Source organism: Caulobacter sp. GW821-FHT10E02, assembly GCF_059415225.1.
Map to the genome: position 1 here is coordinate 36,700 of NZ_JBWKMV010000004.1, position 16,598 is coordinate 53,297.

The window sequence follows — 16,598 nt, forward strand, 5'->3', positions numbered from 1 at the left end:
CCGGATGAAAGCAGCCTACACTCAACCCATGGGCGCCCGAATAGTACAGATTGGTCTTTCCGTAGAGCCAAAGGCGTGGCTTGACGCGACGAGTCGCCAGGGCGGCCCGGCGATGGGCCGTGCGCGGGCGTTCGTGCTGCTGGACGGCGTGGCCGCGATCGGCTTCGCGGCGGGGCTGGCGTTCGGCGTCGATGCGATCGCGAGCCAGCGTGGACCGCTGATTCTGAGCCTCTGCCTGCTGGCCATCGTCGTGGCCGGCGCGCTGCGCGGCGTGCTGGCCCGCCTGGCCACGGAGGCCGGCGCCCAGGCCGCCGCTCAGGCCAAGGCCGGCGTCCGCGCCGATCTGGCCCGCTCCATCTTCGCCGGCCCGCGACGTCCGTCTGGCCAAGCGGCCACCGCCCTGGTCGAGGGCGTCGAGGCGCTGGACGGCCACTTCGCCCGTTTCCTGCCCACGCGGATGGCCGCCGCCGTGCTGCCGCTGGTGATGATCGCCGTCGCCGCGATCGCCAGCCCGATCAGCGCCGCGATCATGCTGGGCACGCTGCTGCCGTTCATCGCCGCCATGATCCTGGCCGGCACGGCCGCCGCCGCCGAGAGCCGCGCCCAGTTCCTGGCCCTGGAACGCCTGTCGGGCCTGTTCCTCGACCGCGTCCGCGCCCTGCCGGTGGTGCTGGCCTTCCAGGCCGAGGGGACGACCACCGCCGCCCTGCGCCGCTCGGCCTCGGAACTGGCCGAGCGCACCATCCGCGTGCTGCGCGTGGCCTTCATCTCGTCGGCGGCGCTGGAGTTCTTCGCGGCCCTGTCGGTGGCGCTGGTGGCGGTCTATTGCGGCTTCAACCTGCTGCGCCTGCTGCCCTTCCCGGCGCCCGAGACCCTGGACCTGAAGCGCGCTTTCTTCGTCCTGGCCCTGGCGCCGGAGATCTACGCCCCAATGCGCCGCCTCGCCGCCGCCTATCATGATCGCCAGGCGGCGGAGGCGGCATCGGCCAGCCTCGCGACATTCGAGGCACCAGCGGAGAAGCCGGCCTCTACGCCGGGCGAGGCCCCGACCATCCGCTTCGAAGGCGTCACGGTCCACTATCCCGACGCCGACGCGCCGGCGCTGGACGGCTTCGACCTCGTCGCCCAGGCCGGGACGATCACTGCCCTCGTCGGTCCCAGCGGCGCGGGCAAGAGCTCGCTGCTGAACCTGCTGCTGGACCTCGCGCCCCTGACCGCCGGCCGTATCCGGATCGAGGGCGGGACCGACATCGCCTGGGCCGGGCAGTCGCCGCTGATCCTACCGGCCTCGATCGCCGACAACATTGCCCTGGCCCGCCGTGACGCCAGCCGCGCCGAGATCGAGGAAGCCGCCCGCGCCGTGGGCCTGATCCTCGACCGCCCCGGCGGCCTCGACTTCAAGCTCGACGAGCGCGGCAGCGGCCTGTCCGGCGGCGAGCGCCGTCGCCTGTCCCTGGCGCGCGCCCTGCTGAAGCCCGCCCCAATCCTGCTGCTGGACGAGCCGACCGCCAATCTCGACGCCAAGGCCGAGGCCGAACTGCTGACCGCCATCCGCGCCGCCGCCAAGGGCCGCACGACCTTGATCGCCACCCACTCCGAGGCCGTCGCCGCCCTCGCCGACCAGGTGATCCGCCTGTGAGCCCGCTCGACACGCTCATCAAGGCCCAGAAGCGCGAGCGCGCCGGCGCCCTGCGGCTGGCGATCGCCAGCGCCGTGGTCGTGGGCGCGGCCTCGACCATCCTGCTGGGCCTGTCGGGCTGGTTCATCGTCGCCAGCGCCGCCGCCGGCCTGGCGGGCCTGGCCGTGGCCCATACCTTCAATGTGCTGATCCCCAGCGCCATGATCCGCCTGCTGGCCATCCTGCGCACCGCCGCCCGCTACGGCGAGCGCCTGTCCGGCCACGCCGCCGCCCTGCGGGCCCTGGCCGCCATCCGCCCGGCGGTGTTCGAGAGCCTGGCCGCCGCCCCGCCCTCGGAGTCGCTGACTCTGTCGCGCGGCGAGGCCTCGGCCCGGCTGGTGCAGGACGTCGACGCCATCGAGACCCGCTTCGTCCGTCTCTCCGCGCCATGGAGCGCCGTCGCCGGCCTGGGCTCGGGCCTGGTCATGGCCGCCTTCGCCGGCTGGCTGCCGGCCGTGGTGATCCTGCTCGCCGCAAGCGCCGCGATCCTGATCGCCCGCGCCCTGGCCAAGCGCTTCTCCACCCCGGCCCGCGCCGCCGTCCAGGCCAAGGTCGGAGCGCTGAAGGATGCGACCGCAGCCCTGGTCGCCGCCTCGGCCGAGCTGCGCGCCTACGGCCTGGACGCCTGGGCCGGCGAGACCCTGAACGTCAAGGCCGCCGAACTCGACACCGCCCGCCTCGCCGCCGCCCGCGCCCAGGGTCTGATTCTGATGAGCCAGGCGGCGATCCTGGGCGCGGCCGTCGCCGCCGCCGTCGCCAGCGCCGCCCCGGCTGGCGCGCCGCTGGCCGCGTTGGCCGGTTTGGCCGCCGCCATGAGCGTCGACGCTTTGGCGGGCCTCGCCCATGCCTTCGACCAGGACGGCGCGGCGCGTGAGGCGCGCGAGCGGTTGGACGCGATCCTCCAGCATCAGCCGAAGCCTGCACCGGAGCGTGAGGGTGTCCCCGCGCTGACAATCCTCGGCCAGACCTTGAACCCCGGCGAACGCCTCGCCGTCGTCGGCCCGTCCGGCTGCGGCAAGACCACCGCCATCGAGACTTTGCTGGGCCTGCGCGGCGAAACCGCCCTGCCCCGTTCGACCTTCGCCTGGCTGCCGCAGGACGCCGGCCTGATCGCCGGCACCGTGCGCGAAAACCTGCGCCTGGCCGCGCCCAAGGCGACCGACGCCCAGCTGTGGGAGGTGCTCGAAGCCGCCGCCCTCGCCGACCGCGTCCGCGCCGCGCCGAAGGGCCTGGCCGCCTATCTCGGCGACGACGGCGAGCGCCTGTCCGGCGGCGAGCGCCGACGGTTGGCCTTAGCGCGGGCTTATCTGCGCGATGCGCCGTGGCTGCTGCTGGACGAGCCGACCGAGGGCCTGGACGCGGCGACCGAAGCCCTAGTGATGGAGCGGTTGCGCGAACGCCTGGACCGCACCGGCCAAGGCCTGGTGCTGGTCAGCCACCGCGCGGCGCCGGCGACGGTGTGCGGACGCCGCATTGAAATGAAGGCAAACAAAAACCCGATCTCCCCGGCGAATGCCGGGGCCCAGATCGAACCCACCAACGCTTGAGGATTGGACGCGAGGGCTGTCGCGAAAACCCCAAAGGCTCCGGATGGATCTGGGCCCCGGCGTTCGCCGGGGAAATCGGGGGTGGAGGAGCTCCCAGCTCGACTTGGGAGCGCCCCGACTACTTCATGTTCACCCGGATGTAGGTCACGAACAGCACCACGGCGAACGCCGAGAACGCCGTGATCACCAGACCCAGATACGCCATTTGCCCGCCCGACATCGGAAGCTCCTCTTTGCTTGGAGCGGCGAGCTTCCGGCCTACGCAATGACCCCGCCTTGACCTGGCTCAAACCCGGCCGGCTATAAGAGCTCCAGACTGGGAACACCGATGAAGCCTGCCCGGGGCCTGTCCTCGACCCTGTACAGCGATCCGCACCCGACCGCCTATCTGGCCGCCTTCGCCGCGGTGATGGCGACGGCGGTGGCGCGCCTGTACCTGCCGGCGGCGTTCACCGCGCCCTCGTCGTTCCTGCTGTTCGTACCGGCCGTGCTGGTCAGCGCCGCGCTGGGGGGTCTCGGCCCCGGGGCCTTCGCCACCACCTTCGCCTGGGGCAGCGTCTGGTGGGTGACGCGGCAGATCCCGTTCAACCTGGTCAGCGGCCTGTGCGCGGCGATCTTCCTGTCGGTCGGCTTCGGCATGGCCGTCGGCGGGGGCTGGTTCCACGCCGCCCGGCGGCGGGAGGCGGCGGTCAACGACCACCTGCGCTCGATCCTCGACACGGTTCCGGATGGCGTGGTGGTCATCGACCGCGCCGGGATCATGACCTCGTTCAGCCCCGCCGCCGAGCGGATGTTCGGCTGGAAGGAGGACGAGGTCCTAGGCAAGAACGTCAAGATGCTGATGCCCGAGCCGCACGCCGCCGCCCACGACGGCTACATCTCGCGCTACCACCGCACGGGCGACAAGCGGATCATCGGCGTCGGCCGCGTGGTGGTGGGCCAGCGCAAGGACGGCTCGACCTTCCCCATGGAGCTGGCGGTCGGCGAGACCAAGGGCTCGACGCCCTCCTATACCGGCTTCATCCGCGACCTGACCCAGAGCCAGGAAACCGAGACCCGCCTGCAGGAGCTGCAAAACGAGCTGATCCACGTCTCGCGCCTGACGGCCATGGGCGAGATGGCCTCGACCCTAGCTCACGAGCTGAACCAGCCGCTGTCGGCGATCGCCAACCTGCTGACCGGCTCGCGCCGCCTGATCGACCGGGGCCGCGAGGCCGACCAGGCCAAGGTCCGCGACGCCATCGATCGCGCCGCCACCCAAGCGCTGCGGGCTGGCGAGGTGATCCACCGCATGCGCGACTTCGTCCGCCGGGGGGCCAGCGAGCGGGCCGACGAGAGCCTGTCCAAGCTGATCGAGGAAGCTTCGGCGCTGGCTCTGATCGGCGAGCGCGACCGTCAGGTCGATGTGCGCCTGTCGCTCGATGCGGCCGCCGACGACGTCTATGCCGACCGGGTCCAGGTGCAGCAGGTGCTGCTGAACCTGATCCGTAACGGCATCGACGCGATGCAGGAGAGCGGCGCGCGCCGCAAGGCCCTGACCATCACCAGCGCCGTGACCGACCAGGGCTGGTCGCAGGTCAGCGTCGCCGACACCGGCCCCGGCATCGCCGACGAGGTGCGAGAGCGCCTGTTCCAGCCGTTCATGACCACCAAGCCGCAGGGCATGGGCGTGGGCCTGTCGATCTCGCGCTCGATCATCGAGGCGCACGGCGGCCGCATCTGGGCCGAGGCAAATCCCGGCGGCGGGGCGCTGTTCCGCTTCACCTTGCCGCCCGCCGATCACAAGAAGGAAACCGTCGATGAGTGACGCCGCCACGCCCCAAGTCGTGCACGTGGTCGACGACGACGAGAGCGCTCGCGAGTCGCTGGCCTTCCTGCTGGAGTCGGCCGATTTCGAGGTCGTGTCCTACGCCAGCGCCCCGGCCTTCCTGGAGGCCCTGCCGGACGCCAAGCCCGGCGTGGTGATCACCGACGTGCGCATGCCCGAGATGAGCGGCCAGGAGCTGGTCGCGCGGCTGGCGGCCCTGAAGGTCAAGATGCCGATCGTGATGATCACCGGCCACGGCGACATCCCGATGGCCGTCGAGGCCATGCGCTCGGGCGTCGTGGACTTCATCGAGAAGCCGTTCTCGGACGCCCGGATGCTGGACGCCCTGGGCCGCGCCATCAAGGCCGCCGAAGCCGCCCCGGTCACCGACGACCAGGCCGCCATCCTCCACCGCCTGGAGACCCTGTCCGAACGCGAACGCCAGGTGCTGGACGGCGTGGTGGCGGGGCATGCCAACAAGGTCATCGCCCGGGAACTGGGGATCAGCCCTCGGACGGTGGAGATCTACCGCGCCAAGCTGATGACCAAGATGCAGGCCGACAACCTTGCGGCCCTGGTGCGGATGACGCTGTCGGCGCGGGGCGGCGCTTAAGCCCGGCCCAGCACGGTGGAGAGCTCGCGGCTCAGGGCGTCGCCCAGCAGCGGCTTCTCCACCAGCGACACACCACGCACACCGCGCCGCACCAGCCGCTCTGCGTCGCTGGTCAGGACGATGGTCGGGCGGCCCTCAATGGGATCGGGCCAAGCCTCGCCGCCATCGTCGATCACCACCGCCGCCACCGGCCTCCCGTCCGGGCGCGTCCCTACCGCATAACCCTCGATCTCCAGCGAGAAGCGCAGCGCCTCGCGCAGGGGCTCGTCCTCGACGAGCAGCAGGATCAGGGGACGGTTCGACATCGCATCATCCTGCCCGCGCGCGCGCCGCCGGGAGTTGATCCGCCTCAAAACGCCCCCACCCGCAGGGCCGCGTAAGGGGGTTTCCTTAGGCGCGCCTCCCGAATGTCCCGCCGCCGCGAAAAGGCGCATGACCCTACCAACAGAAGGGTCTTTCCATGCTGTCTCCGCTCCGCATCGACGCCGTCCCCACCACCATCGACGTCCTGGCCATTCCGGGCGCCTGCCCGCGTTTCTCGCGCGACGAGGAGATCTTCGGCGAGGGCGAGGCCGCAGACTATGTCTACCAGGTGGTCACCGGCGCGGTGCGGACCTACCGCATCCTGCGCGACGGCCGCCGGCAGATCGACGAGTTCCACTTCGCCGGCGAGTATTTCGGCCTGGAGATGGGCGAGACCCACCGCATCACCGCCGAGGCCCTGACCGACGCCAGCATCCGCATGATCCGGCGCGGGGCGCTCAGCGACCTGGCGTCCAAGCGCTGCGACGCCGCCCGGGCCCTGTTCCGCCTGACCGCCGAGGGCCTGCAGCGCAGCCAGGACCACGTGCTGATGCTGGGCCGCCGCTCGGCCCAGGAGCGGGTCGTGGGCCTGCTGCTCGACATCGCCGAGCGCACCAACGCCCGCGCCGAACTGGACGTGCCGATGGGCCGCCAAGACATGGCCGACTATCTGGGCCTGACGATCGAGACGGTGTCGCGGACGCTGACGGCGCTGCAGGAAGAAGGCCTGATCGCCCTGCCGACCGTTCGCCACATCGTGCTGAAGGACCGCAAGGCCCTGGAGCGCAAGGTCGACTAGACCCCGCCCTCGTCCGACCGCTCCAGCCCGGCGATCGTCGCTTCCTCGGTCGGGCCGCCCTTGTCGACCGCCCGCAAGGTCGCCTGGCGCAGGGCGTAGACGACCAGCGCCGCCAGGATCGCCGCGTTCAGCACGAACGGGCCCCAGCCGATGCGCTCGTAGAGCAGCACGAACAGCGGCGCGACCACGACATTGAGGCCGTTGATCGCGGCGATGGCCCCGGCCGCGCCGGCCTGGTCCTTGGCCTCCACCGACAGCGAGGCGCCCGCCGTGAAGCCCGGCCGCGCGAAGCCGTAGCCCAGGCTGGCGATGGCGTAGCCGATGGCGACGGCGGCGTAGTCGGGCGCGAAGGCCACCACGATATTGCCGACCGCCGCGCAGCCGACGCCCCAGCGCATCAGGTCGCGCGGACCCATGCGGAACATGCGGATCAGGCCCCACTGGGCCAGCAGCGCCGCCACGGCCCCGGCCGCCATGGCCAGGGTGATGTAGCCCTGCGCCTTGACCGGCGGCAGGCCCAGCTTGTCGATGATGAGGAAGCCCAGCGTCTGGGTCTGGGCCGTCTGGCAGGCGGCGACCAGGAAACCGAAGATCAGGAAGGGCTTCAGGCGCGGATCCTTCCACAAGGCCGCGTCGCCGCCCCGCCACGGCAGGCCAATGCGCCGGCGCGGCGGGGTGTCGGCGTTGCCCGGCTTGAAGGTCTCGGGCAGGCCGCGCTGGACCACGACCAGCATCACCGCCGCCAGCAGGGCGAAGGCGAACATCGGTCCGGCCAGTCCCACGCCCGGCAGCACGAACAGCGGGGCCAGCAGCGGCCCCACGACGGTGCCCAGGCCGAAGGCGCCGGCCAGGGTGGCCATGGTCTGGGTGCGCTCCTCGCGGCTGGTGCGCTCGGCCATATAGGCCTGGGTGGCCGGATTGGCCGCCGAGCCGAAGGTCCCGAACAGCGCCCGGCACAGCAGGAAGGCGAAGAAGATCACCATCGGCGGGGCCAGGTGATGCAGGCCGGCCGACACCACCAGGGCGCATAGCAGCATCGACACGCAGAAGCCGCCCAGGCCCAGCAGGATCAGCGGCTTGCGCCCGCGCAGGTCCGACTGCCGGGCCCACAGCGGCGAGGTGATCGCCCACAGCACGGCGGAAAGGGAGAAGATGGCCGCGACCATGGCGTCGGGGATGCCGATCTGGCGGCCGATGGCCGGCAGCACCGACAGCATGCCGTTGTTCCCCATCGCGGTCGCCACCGACACGCCGAAGAGGATGGCGAACGCCCCGCGGTTGTCCCGCGCTTCTTTGGACTCCCCAGTCATCAAACAGTTGTTAGACCCCGCAAGCGTCGCACGCAATGTGTCGCAGGTCACAGACCGGGAGTCGGCGGCGTGAGAACCTTGGATTAATCATTAACCGCGATCATGCGGCTTCATTCTCGGGGTCGGCCACACCACCATGTTCCAGATCATTGGCATCGTCCTGCTGTTCGGCATGGTGTTCGGCAGCTACCTGATGGGTGGCGGCAAGCTCGACGTCATCATCGAAGCCGCCCCGCACGAACTGATGGCCATCCTCGGCGCGGCCGTGGCCGCGTTCCTGATCTCCAACTCGATGGTCGTCATCAAGGGCACGGCCGGCGGCTTCGGCAAGATCTTCAAGGGCCCCAAGTGGAAGCCCGCCGACTATCGCGACCTGCTGTCCCTGCTGTTCCTGCTGACCAAGACCATGAAGTCCAAGGGCGTCATCGCCTTGGAAAGCCACATCGAAAAGCCGCACGAGAGCACGATCTTCGCCCGCTATCCGAAGGTCACCCACGACCACTTCGCCGTCGACTTCATCTGCGACACCCTGCGGATGATGACCATGAACCTGGAGGATCCCCACCAGGTCGAGGACGCGATGGAAAAGCAGCTCGAGAAGCACCACCACGAGGCGCTGGAGCCGGCCCACGCCCTGCAGAGCATGGCCGACGCCTTGCCCGCCCTGGGCATCGTCGCCGCCGTGCTGGGCGTCATCAAGACCATGGGCTCGATCACCGAACCGCCGGCCGTCCTGGGCGGCATGATCGGCGGCGCTCTGGTCGGTACGTTCCTGGGCGTGTTCATCGCCTATGGCATCGTCGGCCCGATGGCCACGCGCCTGCAGGCCGTCGTCAACGAGGACGGCGCCTTCTACAAGATCATCCAGGCCGTCCTGGTGGCCCACCTGCACGGCAACGCCGCCCAGATCTCGGTCGAGATCGGCCGCGGCAACGTGCCCTCGCCCGCCCAGCCCAGCTTCGCCGAGCTGGAAGAGGCGCTGTCGCAGATCCCCAACGAGTAGGCGCACGTTAGCGCGTCGTAACTTGCACGCGCTTTCGAACCGGTATTCCTTGCCGTCAACGACGTTTAGGGGACACCTCATGAGCACCATCCGCAAACTCATCATCGCCGGCGTGGCCGTCTCGGCCCTGTCGCTGGCCGCCTGCGGCGGCAAGCATGAAGACGCCGAGGGCGACAGCGCCGCCGCCAAGGCCGCCGCCGCCGACGCCTCCACCGTGACCGACGCCGCCTCGGCCAAGGACCAGGCCGCCGCCGACGCCAACAAGGCCGCCGCCGACGCGGCCGCCGCTCCGGCCGATCCGGCGGACGCCGCCACCCAGACCGCCAACGACGCCGCCGCCACGGGCGCGACGAGCACCCCGTCCGCGACCTCGGCCACGGCCGCTGCTGACGCGGCTTCGAAGCCGGAAGAGAAGAAGGCGGGGCACTAAGCCTCTCCGGATCGCGATCCAGAAGGGCCGCCCCGTTCGGGCGGCCCTTTTTCGTTGACGCCCGCCGCCTCCCGGCGCTCTAGCAGCCCCATGAACCCCACCGCCCCTACCGGCCCGCTGATCTGGCGCGAGGACGGCCTGCCGCAGTCCAGCCTGTATGGCGATGTCTACTTCTCCAGCGTCGACGGCCTGGCCGAGACGCGGGCGGTGTTCCTGACCGGCTGCGGGCTGCCGGAACGGTTCAGCCAGGATTTCACGGTCGGCGAGCTGGGCTTCGGCTCGGGGCTGAACATCGCCGCCTTGCTCGACCTGTGGCGGCGCGAGAAGCCGGCCGGCGCCCGCCTGCACATCTTCTCGATCGAGGCCCACCCGCTGGCGCGCGACGAGGCCGCCCGCATCCTGGCCCACTGGCCCGAGCTGGGCGAGGCCGCCCAAGTGCTGCTGGACCACTGGCCCGGCAAGGCGCGCGGCTTCCACCGCATCGACCTGCCCGGCTTCGACGCGACCTTGGACCTGGCCGTCATGGACGTGATCGAGGCGCTGGAGGCCTGGGACGGCGCGGCCGACGCCTGGTTCTTGGACGGCTTCTCTCCGGCCCTAAACCCGGCCATGTGGCGTGAAGAGGTGCTGGCCGCGGTCGCCGCACGTTCCGCCCCCGGTGTCCGCGCGGCGACCTTCACCGTGGCCGGGGCCGTGCGACGCGGCCTGCAAGCCGCCGGCTTCGAGATCGCCAAGCGCCCCGGCTTCGGCCGCAAGCGCGAACGGCTGGAAGCCTGGCTGCCCGGCGAGCGTGAGACCGTGCCGCGCCCCCAAACCCTCGCGATCATCGGCGGCGGTATCGCTGGCGCATCGCTAGCCCGCGCCGCTCACGCGCAAGGCCTGACCGTCACCGTCCTCGACGATCCGGACGGCGTCGCCGCCTCCGGCAATCCGGCCGCCCTGGTCACCCCGGCGCTCGACGCTGGCGGCGGTCCGCGCGCGGCGCTGTACGCCCAGGCCTTCTGCCGCGCCGTGACGCTGTACGAGGCCGAGCCCAACGCGATCATCGCCCGCGAGGTGACGCAACTGCCCGCCAGCGACCGCGACCCGGCCCGCTTCGCCAAGGTCGCCGAGCAGAACCTGTTCGAGCCGGACACGATGGTCCTGCGCGACGACGCCCTGGCCATGGCCTGCGCCCTCGTCATCGAGCCCGCCGTGGTCACCACCGCCTGGTTCGGAAACGTGATCCGCCGCCGTGTCGCCCGCCTTGAGCGTGAAGGCGAAGGCTGGAACCTGTTCGACGAGGCCGGCACACTGATCCTCACCGCCGACCGCGTGGCCCTGGCCGGCGGCGCGGTGACTGGCGAACTCGCCGCCGAGATCCGCCTCAAGCCCGTGCGCGGCCAGGCCAGCTGGACCGATGGCGAGACCACCGCCGCCACGGCGTTCGGCGGCTACGCCGTCCCCACCCGGACCGGCGTGCTGTTCGGCGCCACCCACGACCGCGACCAGACCGCCACCGACGTCCGCCCCGAGGACCACGCCCGCAATCTGGAGACCCTGGCCAAGGGCTTGCCGGACTTGGCCGCGCGCCTGGCCGGCAAGCCCTTCGCAGGCCGCGCCGCCATCCGCGCCACCACGCCCGATCGCCTGCCGCTGGCCGGGATCCGCGACGACGGCGTGCTGGTGCTGACGGGCCTGGGCTCGCGCGGTTTCTGCCTGGCGCCGCTGCTGGCCGAGCATCTGGTCGCCCGGGCGCTGGACATCCCCTCGCCTCTGCCGCGCCAATTGTCGCACCTGACCGAGTCCCGCCGTTTCGACTCGCCCGACACGCGTATCGGCGTATAGTCGAACACGGTTATCGGAGCGCTCGCGACGGACCCTTTGCCGTTCCCGCGCTTCCTAATCCGCTCAAGTCCACATGAGGCCGGCGCCCCTATTTGCCGGTTTTCGTGACGGCGGTCCTCCGCCCTCTTGGTCCGCCGGATCGGACGCTCCCGACGCCCCATCGGGAGCGTCTTTCCGTTTCAGGCTCCCTCCGCCCATAGAAAAAGGGGCCGGCCTTTCGGCCAGCCCCCAAATCCTTCGATCGGGACTTCCTTATTGGAAGTTGATCGAGACCGTCGAACGGCGGTTCAGCGGTTCCTTGACACCATCGCCGGTGGCGACGGCCGGAGCGCTTTCGCCCTTCCAGTCGACGGCCAGCGCCGTGGCGTTCAGGCCCTGGCTGACCAGGCCATCGGCGACGGCCTTGGCGCGGCGTTCCGAGAGCTTCTGGTTGTACTTGTCCGAGCCCGAGGTGTCGGTGTGACCCGTCACCACGACCTTGGTCGCGTTGCCGCCCTTGGCGTATTCGGCGGCCTGTTGGACCACGGCCTGAGCTTCCGGCGTCAGGATCGACTGATCGAACGGGAAGTAGACCACGAACTCGCGCGCTTCATACGCCGGAGCGGCCGGCATCGGCGGCGGGGGCGGGGGAGGCGGCGGGGGCGGCGGGGGAGGCGGCGGCGGGGGCGGAGGCGGCGGGGGCGGCGGAGGCGGCGCGGACCCGAAGGTGTAGCGCAGACCCAGGGTCACCGAAGCGTCCTTGTACTTGCCCGAGAAGGTGCCGACGTCGGTGATCGAACCACCGGCCGGACCCGTGTTCTGGGTCACCGAACCCCACTTGAGGTTCTTGGTTTCCAGGTAGCGGCCGGTCAGGTCCATCGACCAGTTCTCGGCGAAGTTCCAACCCACGCCCACGATGCCTTGGTAGGCGAAGGCCTGGTCGACGTCGTCGAAGTTGGTGTTCTGGAAGCGCGCGCCGCCTGCCGGAACGCCCGACAGCTGGCCATAGGCCTTGTTGTGCACCCAGGCCGTACCGGCGCCGGCGCCGATATAGGGGTTGAACGTGCCGCCCGGGGCCAGATCGAAGATCACGTTGGCCATCAGGGTGGTGGCCTTCAGGCTGCCGTCGATCTCACCGCAGTCCGGCGCGGCCGGCGAGCGGCCGACGCCCGGGGTGCAGAGGCCGATCGGCTGAGCGCCGGCCAGACCATTGCCACGGACGCTCTTCTGATCGCTGGGGCGATAGCCGTATTCGGCTTCCACGCGCCAGTTCGGGGTGAACTTGTAACCGAAGCGACCGAAGCCGGCCCAGTCCTTGTCGCCCGAGAAATTCCACTGATAGCCGTTCGAGGACGTGGCCTTCACATCCCTCGGCTCGTGGTAGCCCACATCGCCCGCGACATAAAAGCCGCTCAGGGCGCTTTGAGCCGAAGCGCCCGAGGCCGCGCCGAGCGCGATCAAGGCGACGCCGGCAAGCAACCGCATATTCATGTGTAAAAACCCTCTCTAGTCTCTGTCGTATGTCGCGGGCCCGACACGTCCCCGGGACCTCAGCACGACAAACGCGCACTTCACGGATTCAGGTGTGGCACAAACGCCACAGAGGCAGGTCAATTGTAAAAATGGTCGCGGGCAGAGGGGCGGTCCGGCAGCGCTTAGCTTGGCCGGACAACTGCGCGCAGATGTCGCAAATAGCCGAGATTGCAGGGGAAATCCCGATTCTACATACTCCTGGCGTTGGGCGAGTGGAGTATGTCCGTGAGTATTGAACCTTTTCCCGTAGCCGACCTGGAACCCGTGACGATCACGGGTGATCAGACCCCGAACAGCTTCGTCAACGCCGACGCCCGCGATGGTGTGGTCGCCGGCAAGGACAGCCTGACCGTGGCCGAGGCGGCCTCGCAGCTGCTGCGCGGCGAGCCCGGCTGGGGCCCGGCCCTGAATGTCGCCGCGACGGTGACCTACGCCTACCGCGCCTCCGCCCCGGCCACGATGCCCAGCGACACGGCCGGCTTCTCGCAATTCAACAGCGCCCAGATCCTCCAGGCCGAGAAGGCCCTGCAGGGCTGGTCGGACGTGGCCAACGTCACCTTCGTGCGCGCCGGCGTCGGAATCTCGGGCCCGGCCGCCTACAGCGACAGCGCCTCGATCCTGTTCGGCAACTACAGCACCGGCGAGTCCGGCTCGGCAGCCTTCGCCTACTATCCGGGCAACGCCCAGGCCAGCAGCCGCTCCGGCGACGTCTGGATCAATTCCAGCCTGGGCTACAACAGCAACCCCAGCGCCTCGAACTATGGCGGCATGGTGCTGGTCCACGAGATCGGCCACGCCATCGGCCTGGCCCACCCGTCCGAATACAATGCCGGCACCGGCGGCTCGATCAGCTACGGCGCCAGCGCCTCCTATTACGAGGACAGCCGTCAGTACACGGTGATGTCCTATTTCGGCGAGAGCAACACCGGCGGTTCGTTCGGCGGGGTCTATGCCTCCGCCCCGCTGCTGGACGACATCGCCGCCGCCCAGATGGCCTACGGCGCCAACATGACCACCCGCACCGGCGATACGGTCTATGGCTTCAACGCCACCGCCGACCGCGACTGGTTCTCGGCCACCTCGTCGTCGACCAAGCTGGTGTTCGCCGCCTGGGACGCCGGCGGCACCGACACCTTCGACTTCTCCGGCTACAAGACCGCCCAGACGATCGACCTGCGTGAAGGCTTCTTCTCCAGCGTCGGCGGCTCGACCGGCAACGTCACCATCGCCATCGGCGCGATCATCGAGAACGCCATCGGCGGCTCGGGCGTCGACACCATCATCGGCAACGCCGTCGCCAACCGCATCACCGGCGGCCAGGGCAACGACGTCCTGGACGGCGGCGCGGGCATGGACACCGCCGCCTATGCCGGACGGTTCGCCAACTACGCCATCAGCGCGCTCGCCACCGGCGGCTGGCAGGTCAAGGACAACGCCGGCGTCGATGGCGCCGACAGCCTGACCAATATCGAAGGCCTGCAGTTCTCGGACCGCGCCATCGCCATCGTCGACAGCCGCGTGGCCTCGGCCATGGCCAGCGTCCTGCGCCTGCAGACCTTCAGCACCGGCGCCGACGCCATGACCAAGTCGATCGCCGGCGCCATGGCCTCGGGGACCAGCTACACGGACGCCCTCGGCCTGGTGACCAAGGCCGCGATCGGCACCAGCGCGGTGGCCGCCCTCTCCTACCAGTTCTTCACCGGCAAGACGCCGACGGCGACCGGCATGGACTATCTGGTCGACCCGAACGGCGCGAACCAGAACAACCTGAACAGCGCCTATTACCAGTCGTTCGACACCATCAACCGCTTCATCAACTTCGCGGTGAACCTGGGCAAGAACGGCGAAGGCGCCTCGGCCTTCAGCGCCTCGTACGGGTCCTTGAGCCTCTTCGACGCCACCAAGAAGGCCTATGCCAGCATCTTCGGCGCGACCCCGACCGACCAGAAGGTCCACGACCTGCTGGACGCCACGGTCACCCTGGGCAGCGGCAGCATGACCCGGACCGACTACCTGGCCTACTATGGCCGGGACGGCGCGAACGGCCAGGGCACCAAGGCGGCCATGGTCGGCTTCCTGCTGGCGGCGGCCGAGAACGAGCATGTCGGCGTCTACGCCAAGTCGGCCGACGCCTTCTTCGCCGACCAGCTGACGCACAATGTCTACGGCGTCGACCTGATCGGGACCTACGCCAAGCCGGAATACAATCTGATCTGAGGCGACAGCTTCCAGTCGGCACGAAACGAAGCGGTGGCGGGGTTCAATCCCGCCGCCGTTTTCGCATGCGATGAATCCCGATCGCCTTCCGACGCGTTACAGCCTCATGCCCTTCACCGTCCGCGCCCTGCACCTCCACGGTCACCACGCCCGCCCCGTCGACGAAGCCAGTCCCGAGGCGGCCGCCATCGCCTATGTCGAGGACTTCGCCCACGACGCCGACGGCGACGACCTGTCGATCATCGTCCGCGACGAGGACACCGGTCGCGAGCAGTGCTTCCGCGTGGACCTGGAGACCGGCGAGACCGCGCCCTGCGGCTAGGCTGCCTACGAAAAGCCGGTTTCCTTCAAGCCGCATCGGCCCGGGCATGGTGGATGCCGCTCGTCATTCCCCCACCTGGAGTACCCGACATGAAGATCGTCAGAAGCGGCTCGGCCGCCTGGAGCGGCGGCATCAAGGACGGCAAGGGCTCGATCTCGACCGAGAGCGGCGCCCTGACCGACTATCCCTATGGCTTCGCCAGCCGATTCGAGGGCCAGCCCGGCTCCAACCCCGAGGAGCTGATCGCCGCCGCCCACTCGGCCTGCTTCACCATGGCCCTGTCGCTGATCCTGGGCGAAGCCGGCCTGAAGGCCGACCGCATGGACACCTCGGCCAAGGTCACGCTGGAACAGGTCGAGGGCGGCTTCGCCATCACCGCCTCGCACCTGACCCTGAAGGCCAGCATCCCCGGCGCCGACCAGGCCCAGTTCGACGAGCTGGCCGCCAAGGCCAAGGCCGGCTGCCCGGTCTCCAAGCTGCTGAACGCCGAGATCACCCTCGACGCCAGCCTGATCGAATAGGATCCTTTCCGGCGTCGCGCTCCGTCCGGGTGCGACGCCGGGAGACTGCTCCATGAGCCACTACAGCTTCCTGGACCTGGCCAGCTCGCCCAGCGTGCGCGCGGCCCAGGCCGAGATGGGCGTCGACCATCTGTGGACGCCCGGCGCGGTCGATCGCGTGTCCGAGGCCTTCACCGAGAACGAAGTCGCCTTCATCGCCGAGCGCGACAGCTTCTACATGGCCAGCGTGTCCGAGACCGGCTGGCCGTATGTGCAGCATCGCGGCGGCCCGCCCGGCTTCCTCAAGGTGCTGGACGAGACGACCCTGGCCTTCGCCGACTATGCCGGCAACCGCCAGTACATCAGCACGGGCAATCTGGACGCCAACGACCGCGTGGCCCTGATCCTGGTCGACTATCCCCGCCGCGCCCGCCTGAAGATCCTGGCCCACGCCGAGCGCCTGGCCCTGGACGCCGAGCCCGACCTGATGGCGCGGGTCGCGGTTCCGGGCTACCGCGCCCGGCCCGAACGGATCTTCCGCCTGCGGCTGGCGGCCTTCGACTGGAACTGCCCGCAGCACATCGTGCCCCGCTTCACCGAGGCCGAGATCGCCCACGCGGTCGCGCCGCTGCGCGAACGGCTGAGCGCGCTGGAGGCGGAAAACCAGCAGTTGCGCGATCGCTTGGGATCGTTCCCTTCCGGCAACTGACAAAGTCGTGTCTTGGCGTGA

15 protein-coding genes are annotated in these 16,598 nt (G+C 70.0%); 12 read left to right on the forward strand and 3 right to left on the reverse strand.

Going from position 1 to position 16,598, the window contains the following annotated elements; translation table 11 throughout:
- Positions 1–28: 28 nt before the first annotated feature.
- From cydD to fixJ, 4 genes are all read left to right on the forward strand, one after another.
- Positions 29–1,639 (forward strand): thiol reductant ABC exporter subunit CydD, encoded by a 1,611-nt coding sequence (cydD, locus tag AC07NI_RS19985; RefSeq protein WP_494623321.1) that lies wholly within the window; start codon positions 29–31, stop codon positions 1,637–1,639.
- A complete protein-coding gene (locus AC07NI_RS19990) occupies positions 1,636–3,225 on the forward strand; it encodes an amino acid ABC transporter ATP-binding/permease protein (protein WP_494622362.1) in 1,590 nt (529 codons plus the stop codon). The genes cydD and AC07NI_RS19990 overlap by 4 nt, the downstream gene beginning before the upstream one ends.
- A 328-nt stretch (positions 3,226–3,553) precedes the next feature.
- A complete protein-coding gene (locus tag AC07NI_RS19995; protein WP_494622364.1) occupies positions 3,554–5,032 on the forward strand; it encodes a PAS domain S-box protein in 1,479 nt (492 codons plus the stop codon).
- A complete protein-coding gene (gene fixJ, locus AC07NI_RS20000) occupies positions 5,025–5,645 on the forward strand; it encodes a response regulator FixJ (protein WP_494622366.1) in 621 nt (206 codons plus the stop codon). Before AC07NI_RS19995 ends, fixJ begins: the two co-directional genes overlap by 8 nt.
- On the opposite strand, the gene fixT is transcribed toward fixJ, so the two are convergent.
- Positions 5,642–5,950 carry an oxygen-responsive sensory/signaling system negative regulator FixT gene (gene fixT, locus AC07NI_RS20005; RefSeq protein ID WP_494622368.1) on the reverse strand — a complete coding sequence of 103 codons (309 nt, stop codon included), beginning with the start codon at positions 5,948–5,950 and terminating at the stop codon, positions 5,642–5,644. The two genes, fixJ and fixT, sit on opposite strands and share 4 nt — an antisense overlap.
- A 155-nt stretch (positions 5,951–6,105) precedes the next feature.
- Here fixT and fixK point away from each other — a divergent pair, with 155 nt between their 5' ends.
- Entirely contained in the window at positions 6,106–6,747 is a 642-nt protein-coding gene (fixK, locus tag AC07NI_RS20010; protein ID WP_494622369.1) for a transcriptional regulator FixK, read from the forward strand.
- Here fixK and AC07NI_RS20015 read toward each other — a convergent pair.
- Complete coding sequence (locus tag AC07NI_RS20015) at positions 6,744–8,057, reverse strand: MFS transporter (protein ID WP_494622371.1); 1,314 nt, start codon at positions 8,055–8,057, stop codon at positions 6,744–6,746. The two genes, fixK and AC07NI_RS20015, sit on opposite strands and share 4 nt — an antisense overlap.
- Before the next feature lie 136 nt (positions 8,058–8,193).
- On the opposite strand from AC07NI_RS20015, the gene motA reads away from it, so the two are divergent.
- The 3 genes from motA to mnmC2 all read left to right on the forward strand — a co-directional run bounded on the left by motA (position 8,194) and on the right by mnmC2 (position 11,317).
- Positions 8,194–9,060, forward strand: a complete 867-nt coding sequence (motA, locus tag AC07NI_RS20020; protein WP_494622373.1) for a flagellar motor stator protein MotA — start codon at positions 8,194–8,196, stop codon at positions 9,058–9,060.
- 79 nt (positions 9,061–9,139) lie between these two features.
- Positions 9,140–9,490, forward strand: coding sequence for a hypothetical protein (locus AC07NI_RS20025; RefSeq protein WP_494622375.1), 351 nt, complete (start codon positions 9,140–9,142; stop codon positions 9,488–9,490).
- A 90-nt stretch (positions 9,491–9,580) separates the two neighbouring features.
- A complete protein-coding gene (gene mnmC2 / locus AC07NI_RS20030) occupies positions 9,581–11,317 on the forward strand; it encodes a tRNA (5-methylaminomethyl-2-thiouridine)(34)-methyltransferase MnmC2 (RefSeq protein WP_494622376.1) in 1,737 nt (578 codons plus the stop codon).
- A gap of 252 nt (positions 11,318–11,569) precedes the next feature.
- Here the strand turns inward: mnmC2 and AC07NI_RS20035 are convergent, their stop codons facing one another.
- Positions 11,570–12,787, reverse strand: coding sequence for an OmpA family protein (locus AC07NI_RS20035; RefSeq protein ID WP_494622378.1), 1,218 nt, complete (start codon positions 12,785–12,787; stop codon positions 11,570–11,572).
- Between the two features lie 267 nt (positions 12,788–13,054).
- On the opposite strand from AC07NI_RS20035, the gene sapA reads away from it, so the two are divergent.
- The 4 genes from sapA (at position 13,055) to AC07NI_RS20055 (ending at position 16,577) form a co-directional block, all read left to right on the forward strand.
- Complete coding sequence (gene sapA / locus AC07NI_RS20040) at positions 13,055–15,046, forward strand: protease SapA (RefSeq protein ID WP_494622380.1); 1,992 nt, start codon at positions 13,055–13,057, stop codon at positions 15,044–15,046.
- Between the two features lie 106 nt (positions 15,047–15,152).
- Positions 15,153–15,368 (forward strand): DUF5961 family protein, encoded by a 216-nt coding sequence (locus AC07NI_RS20045; RefSeq protein ID WP_494622382.1) that lies wholly within the window; start codon positions 15,153–15,155, stop codon positions 15,366–15,368.
- A gap of 89 nt (positions 15,369–15,457) precedes the next feature.
- Complete coding sequence (locus AC07NI_RS20050; RefSeq protein WP_494622383.1) at positions 15,458–15,889, forward strand: OsmC family protein; 432 nt, start codon at positions 15,458–15,460, stop codon at positions 15,887–15,889.
- A gap of 52 nt (positions 15,890–15,941) precedes the next feature.
- Positions 15,942–16,577, forward strand: coding sequence for a pyridoxamine 5'-phosphate oxidase family protein (locus tag AC07NI_RS20055; RefSeq protein ID WP_494622384.1), 636 nt, complete (start codon positions 15,942–15,944; stop codon positions 16,575–16,577).
- Positions 16,578–16,598: the final 21 nt, after the last annotated feature.